Origin of the sequence: Micromonospora citrea (assembly GCF_049629545.1) — a bacterium.
Lineage (GTDB): Bacteria > Actinomycetota > Actinomycetes > Mycobacteriales > Micromonosporaceae > Micromonospora > Micromonospora citrea_A.
On the sequence record NZ_JBNADX010000035.1, the window covers coordinates 11,466 to 25,544 of the forward strand.

General features: G+C 65.1%; 13 protein-coding genes. 3 read left to right on the top strand and 10 right to left on the bottom strand.

Features of this window, described 5'->3' with window-relative positions; genetic code table 11:
* Positions 1-61: 61 nt before the first annotated feature.
* Genes ACPFP2_RS27140 through ACPFP2_RS27150 form a run of 3 tightly spaced genes read right to left on the bottom strand, consistent with a single transcriptional unit; the run spans position 62 to position 3,041 of the window.
* The gene (locus ACPFP2_RS27140; protein WP_424092672.1) at positions 62-1,282 is read right to left on the bottom strand and encodes a tyrosine-type recombinase/integrase; all 1,221 of its coding nucleotides are present in this window, start codon (positions 1,280-1,282) and stop codon (positions 62-64) included.
* On the bottom strand, positions 1,282-1,479 hold the full coding sequence (locus tag ACPFP2_RS27145; RefSeq protein ID WP_091050912.1) for an excisionase family DNA-binding protein: 198 nt from the start codon (positions 1,477-1,479) through the stop codon (positions 1,282-1,284). Before ACPFP2_RS27145 ends, ACPFP2_RS27140 begins: the two co-directional genes overlap by 1 nt.
* Positions 1,476-3,041, bottom strand: coding sequence for a replication initiator (locus tag ACPFP2_RS27150; RefSeq protein WP_424092673.1), 1,566 nt, complete (start codon positions 3,039-3,041; stop codon positions 1,476-1,478). The genes ACPFP2_RS27145 and ACPFP2_RS27150 overlap by 4 nt, the downstream gene beginning before the upstream one ends.
* 634 nt (positions 3,042-3,675) lie before the next feature.
* Between ACPFP2_RS27150 and ACPFP2_RS27155 the strand changes: the two genes are divergently transcribed.
* Together ACPFP2_RS27155 and ACPFP2_RS27160 are read left to right on the top strand one after the other, a co-directional pair.
* Positions 3,676-4,263, top strand: coding sequence for a nucleoside monophosphate kinase (locus ACPFP2_RS27155; RefSeq protein WP_424092674.1), 588 nt, complete (start codon positions 3,676-3,678; stop codon positions 4,261-4,263).
* 665 nt (positions 4,264-4,928) lie between these two features.
* Entirely contained in the window at positions 4,929-8,123 is a 3,195-nt protein-coding gene (locus ACPFP2_RS27160; protein ID WP_424092675.1) for an NACHT domain-containing protein, read from the top strand.
* 236 nt (positions 8,124-8,359) lie between these two features.
* Here ACPFP2_RS27160 and ACPFP2_RS27165 read toward each other — a convergent pair whose 3' ends face one another.
* The 7 genes from ACPFP2_RS27165 to ACPFP2_RS27195 form a co-directional block, all read right to left on the bottom strand.
* Positions 8,360-8,725 carry an Imm51 family immunity protein gene (locus ACPFP2_RS27165; protein ID WP_424092676.1) on the bottom strand — a complete coding sequence of 122 codons (366 nt, stop codon included), beginning with the start codon at positions 8,723-8,725 and terminating at the stop codon, positions 8,360-8,362.
* A 170-nt stretch (positions 8,726-8,895) separates the two neighbouring features.
* The gene (locus ACPFP2_RS27170; RefSeq protein WP_424092678.1) at positions 8,896-9,297 is read right to left on the bottom strand and encodes a GntR family transcriptional regulator; all 402 of its coding nucleotides are present in this window, start codon (positions 9,295-9,297) and stop codon (positions 8,896-8,898) included.
* A 982-nt stretch (positions 9,298-10,279) separates the two neighbouring features.
* Positions 10,280-10,429 carry a hypothetical protein gene (locus ACPFP2_RS27175; protein WP_424092679.1) on the bottom strand — a complete coding sequence of 50 codons (150 nt, stop codon included), beginning with the start codon at positions 10,427-10,429 and terminating at the stop codon, positions 10,280-10,282.
* Between the two features lie 54 nt (positions 10,430-10,483).
* Positions 10,484-10,969, bottom strand: coding sequence for a hypothetical protein (locus tag ACPFP2_RS27180; protein ID WP_424092680.1), 486 nt, complete (start codon positions 10,967-10,969; stop codon positions 10,484-10,486).
* Positions 10,966-11,499, bottom strand: a complete 534-nt coding sequence (locus tag ACPFP2_RS27185; protein ID WP_424092682.1) for an RNA polymerase sigma factor — start codon at positions 11,497-11,499, stop codon at positions 10,966-10,968. Before ACPFP2_RS27185 ends, ACPFP2_RS27180 begins: the two co-directional genes overlap by 4 nt.
* Positions 11,500-11,643: 144 nt before the next feature.
* Positions 11,644-12,360, bottom strand: coding sequence for a DUF4386 domain-containing protein (locus ACPFP2_RS27190; RefSeq protein ID WP_424092684.1), 717 nt, complete (start codon positions 12,358-12,360; stop codon positions 11,644-11,646).
* A 157-nt stretch (positions 12,361-12,517) separates the two neighbouring features.
* Positions 12,518-13,252 carry an NAD(P)-dependent oxidoreductase gene (locus ACPFP2_RS27195; protein ID WP_424092686.1) on the bottom strand — a complete coding sequence of 245 codons (735 nt, stop codon included), beginning with the start codon at positions 13,250-13,252 and terminating at the stop codon, positions 12,518-12,520.
* Positions 13,253-13,351: 99 nt separating this feature from the next.
* Here ACPFP2_RS27195 and ACPFP2_RS27200 point away from each other — a divergent pair, with 99 nt between their 5' ends.
* Positions 13,352-14,032, top strand: a complete 681-nt coding sequence (locus ACPFP2_RS27200) for a TetR/AcrR family transcriptional regulator C-terminal domain-containing protein (protein WP_424092688.1) — start codon at positions 13,352-13,354, stop codon at positions 14,030-14,032.
* Positions 14,033-14,079 lie beyond the last annotated feature (47 nt).

Consider the following 14,079-nt stretch of genomic DNA (forward strand, 5'->3'; position numbering starts at 1 on the left):
CTTCCCGGCTTCGGGAGGTGGCCTTTCTGCTGTCGTACAGCAGCGAAGTACAGCAGTCCGGTCATTGCGCGAGTGAATCGCCGAGTCGCTTGAGTGCTTCTCTCGTCGCTTTGGACGAGACCTGGGTGTAGATCTCCATCGTTATCGAGAATCTTGCGTGCCTCAGGACCTGCATGGCGACTCTCGGGTGGACGTCGAGGTCAGCTAGGAGTGTGGCGCAGGTTCTTCTGGCGTCGTGAACGGTGATCGGCTTGACGCTGGCCTTATCGCACCTCGTCTGCCAAGACCGTTGGAAGTTGCGCGGCTCGATGGGGGTGCCGTAGCGGGTGGTGAACACGAGTCGGGTTTCGTGCCACGCCTTACCGGCGGCTGCTCGGGCTTCGTCGCGCTGTTCGCTCCTCAGCTTTAGGGCCGTCAGGCAGATGTCGGGCAGAGGGAGGGTGGCGTCGGACGCCTGGGTCTTGGTGTCGCGGTGCAGGAGCTGCCCGCGTACGCGTTGGAGTTGGCGGCCGATGGTCAGCTCTCCGGCGTCGAGGTCGACGTCCTCCCACGTCAGTCCGAGGGCCTCGCCCTTGCGGAGTCCGGTGACGAGGACCAGGGCGTAGGCGGCGTAGAGCGGGTCCTCGTCGGCTCGGGCCGATTCGAGGAACTTGCGGGCCTCGTCGCTCGACCAGGACTTGCCCCGCCGCCGGCGGACGGTGGCGAGGGTGACCGGGACTGCCGGGTTTTTGGTGATGAGGTCTTCGGCCTGCGCGTGGGTGAGGGCGGCCCGCAGCGCGGCCCGGATGTCGCTGACCGTGCGGGTCGACGGGACGGCGTGGCAGCAGCGGCCGACCGCGCAGCAGCGCCGCTTGCCACTCGGCCGGGCGGCGTCCTTACCCTGGGTGCAGCACTGGCAGGTGCGGGCCACTTGGTTGATCCAGGTCTGCACGTCACGGGTCTGGAGCCGGTCGAGCCGCTTGCCGCCGAGGCTGGGGGCGATGTAGCGGCGGACGAACGTTTCGTAGGTCGCGTACGTCAACGGTGCCCGGTTCGGCTGGACGATCTCGGCCAGCCAGTAGGTGAGGAAGCTAGCGACCGTGGGGACGGTGGTCGCCACCGGCCCGGCCTTGGCCTGCTGGTGCAACTTGATCCACTTGTCGTGGACGGCTTCGCGGGTCTTGCCGTAGACGTACTTGCGGTCGCGCCGGCCGTCGGGTTTGGTGACCCAGACGTAGGCGGCGAAGCCGTTGCGGTACGGGAAGATGGAGCCTTCTCCGTTGGCGCGGGCGCGTGCGGGCATCAGGCGGCCTCCTGGCGTTCGACCTGTTCGCGGATGTAGTCGTCGACCCATTCGGGGAGGATGCGGCGGTACTTGCCGTCCTTGATGGAGCGCAGTTCGCCGGTGGCGATCTTCATCTTGACCTTGGAGATGCCGAAGCCGAGCAGGACGGCGACCTCGGCGGGGGAGTACCAGCGGGGGGTGAGGTCTCGGCTCATGCGGCCACCTCTAGCCACGCCTCGTGGGCGAGTTCTTCCCGGCCGACGCGTCTGCTCTCGCGTCGCTGTCTGGCGGCAGTGTTGGCTAGGAACGCGTCGCCTTCGTTGAGCCAGCCGGACCCGATGTAGGTGAGGGTGCCGACGGTGATGGTGTCGGCGGGTTCGTCGCCCTCTTCTCGACGGTAGGCAGTGCGGGTGTCGCGGAGCAGGGCGAAGGTGACGGAGTAGAGGCGGGCCTTGGTGAGGAAGTGGCCGCCGAAGCCGAGCATGTGAGCCCAGCGGCGCAAGCCGCCGTAGATGTTGGGTTTGGCGTCAAGGCTGCCTTGACGGTCGTCGGCTGTTGCGGCGCCGCCGGTCATATCGGTGGGGGTGGGGCGGCCGAGGTGCCAGCAGGCGTCGATGAGGCGCGCGACGTGGTCGCCTTCGGGATCGGCGTAGTCGTTCACCGTGGCCGGGGTGAGGCGGGCGGACGAGTGGCCCGTGGCTTCGGTGGCCTTGGTGGCGTACTTGGCGAGGTAGGCAGCCACCTTGCCGTCGGTCAGCTCACCGCCAGCAGTGTTGATGCGTCGAACGTCGACCTGCTCGCCCCAGGCGATCAGCCAGCCCTGCGGCCGGTCGGGGTGCGGTGGTGTGGTGACGGTGATCCGGGAGGCGGCAGTGCGGACGGCTTCCTCCAGGTCTTCGACGGTGATGCCGGCTGGCGGCGGCACGAGGGCGTCCGGGTCGTCCGGGTCGACGCCGTCGAGGCGCAGCAGGACGTGGAAGTGAACAGCTGCGCGGCGCTGCATCTCGGCGACCTTGCCGTGCGACACCCGGATCGGCGGCAGTCGGCGCGCCTTGCCGGAGTCGGTGACGACCTGCACGAAGGGGATGCCGCGTCGGCGGCACAGTGCGGCGAGGTGCCGTTCCATGGCCTGCTTAGTACGCCGCCACAGCTCGCCCGAGAAGTAGTTCCAGACGACCTGGTGGGCGTGGTCGTAGCAGTCCAGGCACAACGGCTGCCCAAGCCGCGGATCGTCGGCATCGTGACGGGCGAAGCACGCCGCCGGCTGCCCGTGCCGGCAGGTGCCGGCGCTGCTCCGGGCACGGCAGGGAGCCGGACGGCAGTCACAGCGCTGCCGGTTGGCGCAAATGTGGCGGGGGACGTGCCGGTGGTGGACTGCGCCGAAGGACGGCGCGGTGAAGGTAGCGAAGACGACCGGATGCCGACCGACCGAGGCGGGGACGCCCTTGCCGCCAGTCAGGCCGCAGCGCACGACCTGATAGGCGTCGCCCTGGTAGACCCAGGCGCAGTCCGGGCAGTGCGATTCGCGGCGGTTGCCGCAGGCCTTGTAGAGCGCATGGTCGGGCAGCTTGTCGGTGTGCTGCTCGCCGAGGACTCGGCCGGTGTCTCGCTCGATGACGGCGAGGGTGCCGGTAAGGCGGACGGGGCGGGCGCAGCCGCCGGCGGTGCGGGTGTGCTCCAGCCAGCCGGAGAACTCCGGCATGGCGGCGCGGTGCAGGGCTTGGGCGTCACGGCCGCTGGCGATGCCGGGACGGTACAGGTCGACGGGTGTGGACACGACTCTCTCCTCGCGAGGTGGCAGGGACGGGAGACGAAGCACCACCAGCCGTGGACGTGTGTCCGCTGGTGGTGTTCGTCGTGTCTCCTGGCACCGCCGAGAGGGCGGCTGACGCCGGAGGGCGGAATCGTGGTCGTGCCACTTCCCGCCCGATGGGTCATGTCCCTTCGCGCTCGTGGACCTGATGAACGGGCCGGCACGGGTGGGGAGCCTGGGATATCGGCATCCAACGAGGCTGCCGCAGGCCGCCCCACCCGTGGACGTGTGCGAATCCGGGCCATCGTGGACGGCAGGGACGGCCGTACTGAGCCGCTCAGCGGATTCGGGGAACCGGCACAGCGGCCGGTGTGATTGAGAGCCGGCGGGACGTGGCCCGCATCAGCGGCAGGAAGGCCGCTCGGCATCTCCGGTGTCGAGTCCAGCCATCCGGCGGGAATGCCGCGCTGGCGTGCTCGACGAGCGCCAGAGTAGCACCGGGAACCGACACGTCAACCCGCCGTGACTCGGGCAACCGGCATCGAGGATCGGCTTCCGACCTGCCGTATCCGGGCTGATGCTCCACGTCCACATCTCACGTGAGGTGCCACCTGTGCTGCTAGCGTGGCTCTTCGGCGTCCCCAACATGGGAGTGCACATGCCCAACGTTGCCCTCATCGCCGGGCCGGTAGTCGACCTGGCTTCCGCTGCGTCGGCTCTGGCAGACACCAGGGGCTTACAGGTCGTCAGCGCAGGCAACCTCTTCCGCGAGCACGTGCAGCAGCAGACTCCGCTGGGCGAAGGGGCGAACGGGTATATGCAGACCGGACATCTTGTCCCGGATGAACTGATGGTCAGAGCCGTCGCTGACGCCCTAGCCAACGTCGACCGTGGCTGGGTGCTGTACAACTTCCCTCGCAATATCCGGCAGGCCGAGTTGCTGAAGCGGAGCGGCCATGTCGCCGACACAGTGATCGAACTCGTCCTGACTGAGGACCAACTCCGCCTCGCCGTTCACCGCCGGGTAGAACGACGGATAGAACTGGAACCCCAGCTAGCCGAGCGACGTCAGGAACTCCTGCTTATGTACATGCATTCACAGGAGAACCACCAAGAGCAGATCGAGCCGTTGCGCGCCTACTACCGGACGCATGGCCTGCTGCAAACCGTCAGTGGCTTCGGCGACTTCGAAGACGTAGCAGCCAGACTGATCCCAATCGCCTCCGACGGCCAACGCCACCCGTGAGATTGGGCAGGTAGGCCGGCTGCCGGCCAACGTGGGAGGACTTTCCTTACGTCTATCAAGGCGGCCCTGAACGGGCCGCACGCGCCGCCGCCTGGGCGCGCGCCGGCCGCTGCCGCTGTCGCTCTGCGGCCGTCCCGCCTGACGCCCGGCGGCTGGCGCGGAAGAGGGGAGCCCGGAGGGCCGCCGGAGAACGACAGGGCGTTGATGGGTGAGGTGGTGGGCCGCCAGCCGGCCGGGCCGCGCGGCCAGGACCCGCGCGGCGTTGGGGGAGCGCACGCCGGCCGCGTCGGCGAGCTGGCGGCAGTCGCGGGGTTGTGGCTAGGGCGCCTCCGGCGGGGGCGCTCCGGCTCCAGGATGGCCAGGGCTCCGCCGGCGGGTCGCGGTTTGTGGGTGGTGGCGGTAGGCGCTCCCGCCTGCCGTCGACCCGGGACGAGCCGAGCAGACCACCGCCCGATCCGCCAGCGTCCGAACGTGCGTCAAGGTCCGCTTGACGTGGCGGGCCGGGCGGCAGCCCGCTCCCCAGGAGGGCGGGTCGACGGCACACGGGATGGCTCTCTTGGCCCTTGGCTGGGAGTATTGCGTCTTACGGCTCCACCATCCACGAAGACAAGCATGGGCGCGAACTCAAGCCCGTATTGGCCACGTAGGCGAAGCTGGAGATTCTGTTGGACCCGATCTTGATCCGCACGCTCGCGAATCTCGCTGTCCAGGCCCTGCGAGGTAGCGCTGGCCAGGTAGTGAAGGCACGAGCAAGGGGAAAGCAGCAGCGCGCTGAGGACATCACATCGCGGATACTAAGAACAACGGAAGCATCTGTTGTTCCGCTCCTCAACCGATTTCAGGAGAACCTCTCAGCGAGTGAGATGACTTCCGTCTCGCTCCTGTTTCGAAGCAGCGAGTACCACGAAATCGGCAGAATGATCGCCGTCGCAATCGCAACTCAGGAGTATAAGCGTTCTCGCGACGACATCCTTGAGATTGCGATCGCACTGATCGTATTGCACGCCGGGCTGAGCCGGGAGAAGGCGACAGTAGCGGCTAGGCTGGTTGTTGACGTAATCGCCAGGTTGCAAGTCGAAGCACTGGGTGAACTTCGCAAGGCGTCTCCGTCGGAGTACGGCCGCACCATCGATCGGGCGGCAGCAGAAAAGAATGCCGGATACCTTCGTGGTCTAACGCAGCGTACCGCAACAATCCGTCAACAAAAGCCTGATGATTTGCCGGCTATCGCGGAGTTCCTAGCCCGATACCAAAGTGCGATCCATGCAAAATGCAGCGACATCATACCGGCTTCATTGGACGACCAACGTTCTGTTCCCATGGAAGCGATCTATGTAGAACCCACGCTAATACCGCACGATCCAGCCCGCTTCGGCTTCCCGGGAGATGAGCGGTCGGCCGTCCGCTTAACCGTCCACGAGCTTCTCGACAGGTCCTACAGGACTGCAATATTGGGCGACCCCGGTGCGGGAAAGTCCACGCTGGTTCAACGTATCGCGTATCTAACGTCTGACGGACAAGGATTGCCGACGAGTAGCCTTGGGAAGATTCCGTTCATTGTGACGATACGCCGTTACGAGAACGCGAAAATCCACCGCAGCGTGTCGCTAAGTCGGTACATTGAAGAATCAATCCGGGAAGATTTTCACCTGGATGCCCCCAGTGGGGCTATAGATTACGTCCTAGCGTCCGGTGGTTGTTTGGTTCTATTCGACGGACTAGATGAACTGCTCGACACACATCGACGCAATGAGGTAACGGACAGCATTGAGGCATTTTCGCGGCTGTACACGTCCGTCAAGGTATTGGTGACATCGCGGAGCGTAGGCTACTGGGAGGCTCCACTGAACCCAGGAACGTTCGCAACCGTCAGACTAAGCGAGCTGCACAGGGAAGACGTTCACGAATACGCGATGAAGTGGTTTTCGCTGCAGCCTAACTTGTCCCCTAGTGAACAAATGGACGTAGCGGAATCATTCTTTGAAGAGTCAGATTCAATCGAAGATCTCCGCTCAAACCCTTTGATGCTGAGCCTACTTTGCAACGTCTATCGTGGCGCGCGATCGATCCCTCAGAACAGGGCCGATCTTTATGAGCGATGTGCGACCATGCTCTTCGAGCGTTGGGACGAGCAGCGAGGAATCCGGGGACCAAGTGTACTGAAAGCTGACGCGAAGGCCGCCCTGCAGGCGATCGCATACTGGGTGTTTCTTAGTGACGGAGCGCTCGACCCACTTCCAGAGAAGAAGCTGCGCGCAAAGCTTACCAACTACTGGCAAGAGGAGCATTACGAATCAAAGACTGAGGCGGAGCAAGCTGCCATCTCCCTTTACCGAAGCTGGCAGGGTAGGGCCTGGGTCCTGACCGATGTCGGCACCACAAAATCCGGCGAGCGCCTGTATCGGTTCACGCACCGCACATTCTTAGAATATTTCACGGCGGTCGAAGTGGTGCGGCGAAACCCTAGCCCCGCACGCTTGTGGCGTGTCGTTGGACCGAGGATTGCGGCGGGAAGTTGGGACATCGTTTCACAAATCGCTGTGCAGGTGCTAGATGAGCACTATCGTGGTGCGCGTAGAAAAATCTACGACCTAATTTCGGCGAATCTGGTAGACCCGAGGTCTACCCCCTCTGAGCGCCTCAATCTGCTTTCATTTGCTACTCGTCATATAGACGCTCTAAACCCGCCGCCGCTGAACTGTAGGTCCCTCGTTCGTGTGGCGCTCCGAGCGGCAGTCCAGGGGCAACCAAAGATAAAGGATATGCCCTCATACGAGAACTACTCTTTGGTTCCGGGGCAATGGGTGGGTTTCGGCGACAGGGTCCCCGCGGGCGCAGATGAGGAGGACAACGAGGATGCCGAGATTGGCCCCGAACGAGCAATGGCTCCGCTCTTGCAACTGCTCGCGGCATCGGATCACCTTGGAGTCGTAGCGCGGGACGAGTTGCTCTCCGCGCTTACCGATGAGATATTGGGCGTCGATGCAGAGCTGGCCGCGTGTACGTTCGCGTTTGGGTCGGCAGTCTCCAGGTTGGGCGCGGTCGCGGATGCGGTCGGCATTGGCTCTGATCTCGGGGAGGCGTTGCAGTCGGTTGAGCCCGGAGTCCTGCGGGTTTTGCAGGACTCGGGATGTGTTGAGAGTAACCTAGATGCTTGGACTAGTATTACATTTTGGGCTCCCGTCGTCGCAGCGAGGACTTGTTTAGTCCCTCCTGCCAGAGCGGTTGCCGCCGGTATGACGTCTAGCGTGATGTGCGCTCTGAGCCCCCTATTCCATCGCGCACTAGAGGGCGATGTTCGGGAAATCGTTGGCGTATTACTGCTCAGGTCCTACATGGGAATCGACGCTGAGCCGAAATACTCCTACCAGTCTGCAGTTGAGGCGCTATCGGCTCTTGGTAAGGGGATCGAGCCGGCCATCTATCGTGGTCCGGTCCTAGATCAAGACTGGATGGAACGGTCTGGGCTCGAGGAGAGCATCGTTGCTCCATATTTCAAAGCCCAAGAAGGCACTCATGCGGTACTAGCCGAGGAGTTGGCAAAGAGAACAACACCAGTACCCGACAACAAAGATGCTGCCTTTGGCGCGGCGATCCTCCTTGCGATGATAGTCGAGCAAGAAAAATGGCGAATAATCGATGAAAGCGAAGATCAGGTAGCGTTTCTTAGGCTTGGTCCTCTACAGCCTCTGGAATGGGTTTTCGTTAGCCGGTTACGGGATGAGTTTGAAGTGGATGCGCCAGAGGCTGTTGCCAACTTTGGGTTGTCGCCGGAGCGTTCGGAGTACCTTCTTCGCTGGGCAAGGCGCGAAGTCAACTTGACCGAAGAGGGCAACGTGATTCATTGGTCATATCGGTAGCGGAGGCGACGGAGTCACTCTTTCCCGCCCATTCACTTCGGCTCTGCTGGGTGCGTTGGCGGTGCCCACCGTGCTGGCGGGATTGCTGTCGACAGCAACGCTGACAGCAACCGCGCCGGACGTTGGCGCGCCCAGAAACACGGAGAGGGACGGTCCTCCGAGCTGCCGACCGGTGCCAGACGAGGACGGACATCGTGCACAGAGCTCAGAAGCGAGACGTCTGAGCGGCTAACCGCTCACCTCAGTCCAGCCCACTCCGGGTCGGCACCACGAATCAGCTCCGCCAGTAGGCCATGGTTGTGCACTGCGTTCTGCATGATCTCACCCAGCCGCCGCAGCGCGTTCAGGTCGGCGCTGTGAGCCACGAACGTTCCGCCTTCCGAGTCGAAGGCGACTTGGTCGACGATGTCCGGGACATGAACTCGGACCGCCTGCCTGGCAACGCCCTCCCAGTCGTAGCCGTTGCCGTAGGCCCCGCACTCCTCGAAGACGTCAACTGCGTCGTCCCAGTCAGCGTCGGCCATCATCAGGCAGTAGCTGCCCGGCTCATGGTCGTACTCAAACAGGGTCAGTGGTGCGTACGTGGTCTTGTCGTTGAGCACGGCGGGAGCCTAACCAGTTGATACGACAGCGGCGGACCGACTGGTTGGGAGCAGCCAACCGAGCAGCCAAGTCCGCGGACGTCAGCGGACTAGTACGCACACCAGCACCCGGCGGAGCGAGCGACGCAGCGCCAAGACCACGGGGTCGCTAGCGACTCGTAATGCGTAGGTCAGCGGCCGACCCGGATGCGGTCGGCGGGGTATAGCTCGCGGGAGCCGTCGGCGCGGAAGACCACCAGGACCGGGACGCCTTCGCCGATGTCCAGCTCCCGACGTTCGGTAGGGGTAGGCATCCGGGCCGAGGCGGTGTCTCCCTTGCGTAAGGTCACCGTGTCGGTTGGCTCCATGCTCCGGACGAAGGTGCCACGCGGAGGTTCGACGATCACGAGCCCTTCCGACCGGAGTAGCGAGATGGCCTGCCGGACGCTGGTCCGGCTCAGTCCATACTCCTGGGCCAGCCGCAGCTCGCTGGGCAGCGACGCGCCGGGCGCGAGGTCGCCGGACGTGATCCGATCACGCAGCAGGTCGGCGAGCTGCCGGAACACTGCCCGATCCGCGCTGGGGTCGATCACGAATGTGACGCTACGTGTCCAACAGATCTACAGGTTATTGTATCTACAGTCCTACGTATGTACCGTGAGTTGGCAGGTGCGGCGGTCGGATGACCAGTGGAGGCCCGGCCGCCGTGCCGTCGACCATGCCCGAGGGGGATTCGGTGCGGCGTGTCTCGTACGAGGAGTACCTCCTCGCCGTAGCGATGACCCTCGCGCGGCGGCATCGGTCTGTCTGGTGCTGGCGACGGTGGCGGCGGGTGTGCCGCTGCTGAGCCGAGCTGCCGTGTCGTGCGCGGCACCGGATACCGATCAATCGTGGCCACTGGCCGGGGGAGGGGGAGTGGTGAACGACTGGCAGGAGCTGGCGATCCTCGCGGTTCACGTGCGAGGGCTCGATGGCATGTGCGCCGGCTGTCGCGCCTGGTGGTCGCGGCTGACTCCGTACCCGTGCTGTCAGGTGGACTGGGCGATCAGCCGGCAGGCCCGAACGATCACCACCCGGTTCCTTAGTGGTGTGTGGTGACCACCCATGGCCCAGTTATGCCGATCTGGAGCTGCGGAGGCTGCGACCTGCCCTGGCCCTGCCCAACCCGGAGGCGGGAACTGCGGGCGGAGTACGTGGATGCGCCAGTATCGCTGGCCCTCTACCTCGGCTCCTACCTCGTCCAGGCCGCCGAGGACATGCTCTGGTCGCCAGCCGGCGCGTTGCATCGCCGCTTCCTCGGATGGGCCAGGGAAACCGACCGCTCGAAGCCGGCAGTACAGCAGCGAAGTACAGCAACCGTGCCAGCCGTACCGGGCCGAGACGAGCCTCAACAGCGCGGATGACCTCGGACGACGCCCGATCCGACCGCGCTGCCGAGAGTTCACACCGAAGAGGTCACTGGTTTGATCCCAGTATCGCCCATCTTGAATAAGCGCAGGTAGCGAGCCCGTCACCGGAACCACCGGTAACGGGCTGTACTAACCGTAGCGGAGCCGGGGCGTCCGATGGTGGCAGTCAGCGTAGGAGGAGCAGGGCGGCACCGGCGAGCAGGGCCGTACCGAGGGCGACGGCGAGAATGGCGATGCTCCGGCTGGCTGAGGCGGGCTGAAGGTGGCGTAGGACCAGGGCCAGTGGACCGATCGGTAGTGGCTTACGAGCGTTCATGGTGGGTTCCTCCTGCCAGGGGCTTGTCTTCGATCTGTCGCTGGAGTCGGCTGCTCAATGAGTTGACTGATCACGCTGCAGGCGTTCGAGTTCGTCCCGACGGGCCAGCAGTGTTCTGCGATGGGCGCGGGCGCGGGCGAGCATCGTGCCGGCCGCGACGGTCAGCGTCGCGCCGACACCGCCGCAGGCGAATACGACTGCGGCGGTGGCTCGGGAGAGGGCGATCGTCACCATGCCGAGTGCGGCAAGGGCGCTGAAGGTGACCGCGAGCCAGGCGGCGATCACCCGGTCGACGGCGAACAGGGGCCGTCGGGCCAAGGCCCAACCGGCGAAGCCGGCCCACGTCAACCCGATGCCGATCACCGCTGCGAACGCGATGCGCGTCCGTCCTGGCAGTACGCCGGGTTCGGTGGCCCACAACAGGCCGACTGCCGCTGCCATCGTCAGGCCGCCGAGCCCTGCCACGAGGTGAGCAACGCGGCGCGGTAGTGAGAGCCCGCGCACGATGTGCTCCGGGCCGTACCTCGGTCGTTCGGTCATCCTGAGTAGCCCTTTTCGATCAGGTGGTCACGCAGCAGGCGTCGCGCGCGGAACAGCCGGGACTTCACCGTCCCCGCCGGGACCGCCAGTACCTGAGCACATTCCTCCAGCGCGAGGTCGTGGAGGTAGAACAAGATCAACACCTCCCGTTCGGGTGCGGGTAAGTGGGCCAGTCCCTCGGCGACCTGGGCCCGGTCCAGTACCGCAGCGACCTGGTCGTCCCCGACCGGGTCACTGTCGAGCCGATCAGCCTCGCGGTACTGCTGTCGCAGGTGGTTCATCACCGAACGCCGGGCGATCGTGAAGAGCCACGCCGTGAACCGGTCCGGCTGCTTGAGACCCGGTAGTGCCTTCAGCGCGGAGGCCCACGCCTCCTGGCTCACGTCGTCGGTGAGGCCCGGTCGGCCAAGCATGCGTCGCACGTACTGCCACACCGGTTCATGCCAGTGCCCGACCAGCTCGGCCAGCGACCGCCGGTCCCCGAGTTGCGCCCGTACCACCAGCAGCGCATCGCGTCTGACCCGATCCACGCCGTCTCCCGCCCGTTACACCTGCCACACCACTACAGTCGCCGAACAGGCCACGGAGGTTCACGGCCAGCGGCGCGGCCTCGACGTCACGTGGGCGGCATGCGGGTCCTGTCGTCAGCGGTCCACCCCGGGCAGGCCGAGGGATCAGCAGACCTTCGTCAACGTCGTTGACCCCGTGTTGGCTTCGGGAATACGTACGGTCTTGACCAGCAGCCAACAGATGAACGATATTTCCGCGACGGCCGCAAGGGTCATGGCGAATGGTGAGATGCTTGCGCCGAAGTCGGGGGCAAGGAAGCGTGCGAACACGTCCACGAGGTGGCCGAAGCATCCGATCACCAGCAGGACGCCCAACACCTTGGGGAAGTAGCCCGACCTGACGACCAGGTAGCCCAGCGGCAGGAGCCACAGGCCGAAGTACGTCTGGGCGATGAGGTACCCGTCGTGTTGCATGTCGGCAAACAGCATGGTCAGTTGGTCGGAACCTGTCGGGCCGAAGGCGGCGGTGTAGTCCTCGCCGGTGGCGACCGTCAGCGCCGCGTTCTGGTTGAGCAGGTTCAGGCTTTGGATCGCGACGCTGACGGCGACGAAGGTGACCATCGCGGCGGCAGCCATCTGGTTGACGTGCTTGAGTAGCAGGTACAGGGCCATGCTCGTCAACAGAAAGACCGTGGCCCCCACCAGCTCACTGACGAAGCCGATGCGGAACAGGGTGGCCGAGGTGGAGATGTTGTCGGCCGTGGCCGCTGCGTCCTCTGACTCGACGATGCGACTGTTCACCAGCCCGGCGAAGATGGTGAACACGGCGACGATCAAATAGAGGAACCCGGCGGTCCTCGCGAGCGTCTTCGGTGTGGTCATGGTGTGGTCCTCCACTGGATCGCAGGGCGGCCGGCCGAATCTGTCCGTGGCGGTACGCGTGGTGGATCCGGGAACCCGCACGGCCTTTGCGGGCAGCCGATCTTGTTTTCCGGTGTGGGGCCTCCCTGACGCGCGGGGCGGACACGAGCCGGACGCTTCACCTCGGCCCGTCGGCGTGCGCGAGGGCCGATGGGGTCAGCCGGCCGACGATGGCCGGGGCCTCTCGGACGAGAGCGTCGTTCTCCACCGCCTCGACCATGAAACGGGCGTAGTCCACGCGACGGGTGAGGTTGCTGGCCAGGACAGGGTCACCGACGTGCCGGCTCCACACCGGCAGGCCCTGACTGTCACCCTCCTCCAGGTCACTGCCCCGCACGACCGTCCAGTTGGTGTCACTGGCAAAGATCCTCCGGCACGCCTCCACCTGGTCGTCCACGTCCACGACCCGGGCAAGCTTCGCTAGCCGGCCGAACACGGCCGCGTACATCTTGAACTTCCGCGTGTACACGTCATTTCCGTCGCGGGCGATGTGCCAACCGCAGGAGAACACCAGACGGGCGCCCGGACGCGCGTGGTCGAGCACAGCCTGGGCCGTACCGGAGGCATAGTGGTTCACCCCCCACGGCACCAACACCGTGAGCACCGCGTCGCATCCGTTCACCGCCCGTGCGATGACCGCGCGATCGTCGGTCGCTCCGGGGACCACCGTGATCTGTCCCGCGAACTCGGCGAGCTTGTGGACGCTCTGCTCTCGGCAGACACCCACGACCTCGTACCCCCGGTCCACTGCGTGCTGCACCAGGTGGCGCCCGAGCTTCCCGGACGCGCCGACGATGCACACCTTCTTCCCCTTGCCCGGCTTCTTGGCTTCGTCCACACCGATCGGTTCCATGACCTTCTCCTCAGCACGCCGCTCCAGCCTTACGCTGTAAGGTATAGCCTTACGCTGTAAGGCTGTCAAGCTGTCCAAGCAGCCTGAGCAGGAGGACTCGTGACAACGGAACCAGCCGGCACGCCTACGCCCCGCCGCAACTCGCTCAGCAAGGAGGTGGTGCTTCGCGCGGCGGTCGCGCTGGCGGACGAGGCGGGCACCGGTGCGCTGAGCATGCGCAGGCTCGCCGAGCGGCTCGGCGTCGAGGCCATGTCGCTGTACCACCACTTCCGCAAGAAGGACGCGATCCTCGACGGCATGGTCGACCTCGTCTTCGACGAGATCGAGCTCCCGTCGGACGACGCCGACTGGCGGGACGCGATGCGGCGGCGAGCAGTCTCGATGCGCGGCGCACTGGTGCGCCACCCTTGGGCGATCAGCCTGATGGACTCACGGAAAAATCCTGGCCGGGCGACACTGCGTCACCACAACGCGGTCATCGGCTGCCTACGGTCGGGGGGCTTCTCAATCTCCGGTGCGGCGCACGCGGTCGCGGTGCTGGACAGCTACATCTACGGGTTCGCGCTCCAGGAGCTCAGTCTGCCCTTCACGTCATCCGTCGACCTCGAGGACGTGGCAGGCTCGATTCTGAAACAGCTGCCCCGCGATGAGTTCCCGCACCTCACCGAGATGATCGTCGACCGTGCCCTGAAACCTGGTTACGCGTACGCCGAGGAGTTCGACATCGGGCTCGACCTGGTCCTCGACGGGCTGCAGCGACACCGCGAGAGCTGGCGGTAACCCGTCAGAACCCGAGCTCGCAGCAAACACCGTTGCGAGAACCTGAT

What these genes read in the sequence shown, in the direction of transcription:
- ACPFP2_RS27140 (WP_424092672.1), bottom strand. Translation starts at nt 1,282, where the DNA reads ATGCCCGCACGCGCCCGCGCCAACGGAGAAGGCTCCATCTTCCCGTAC.
- ACPFP2_RS27145 (WP_091050912.1), bottom strand. Translation starts at nt 1,479, where the DNA reads ATGAGCCGAGACCTCACCCCCCGCTGGTACTCCCCCGCCGAGGTCGCC.
- ACPFP2_RS27155 (WP_424092674.1), top strand. Translation starts at nt 3,676, where the DNA reads ATGCCCAACGTTGCCCTCATCGCCGGGCCGGTAGTCGACCTGGCTTCC.
- ACPFP2_RS27175 (WP_424092679.1), bottom strand. Translation starts at nt 10,429, where the DNA reads ATGAACGCTCGTAAGCCACTACCGATCGGTCCACTGGCCCTGGTCCTA.
- ACPFP2_RS27180 (WP_424092680.1), bottom strand. Translation starts at nt 10,969, where the DNA reads ATGACCGAACGACCGAGGTACGGCCCGGAGCACATCGTGCGCGGGCTC.
- ACPFP2_RS27190 (WP_424092684.1), bottom strand. Translation starts at nt 12,360, where the DNA reads ATGACCACACCGAAGACGCTCGCGAGGACCGCCGGGTTCCTCTATTTG.
- ACPFP2_RS27195 (WP_424092686.1), bottom strand. Translation starts at nt 13,252, where the DNA reads ATGGAACCGATCGGTGTGGACGAAGCCAAGAAGCCGGGCAAGGGGAAG.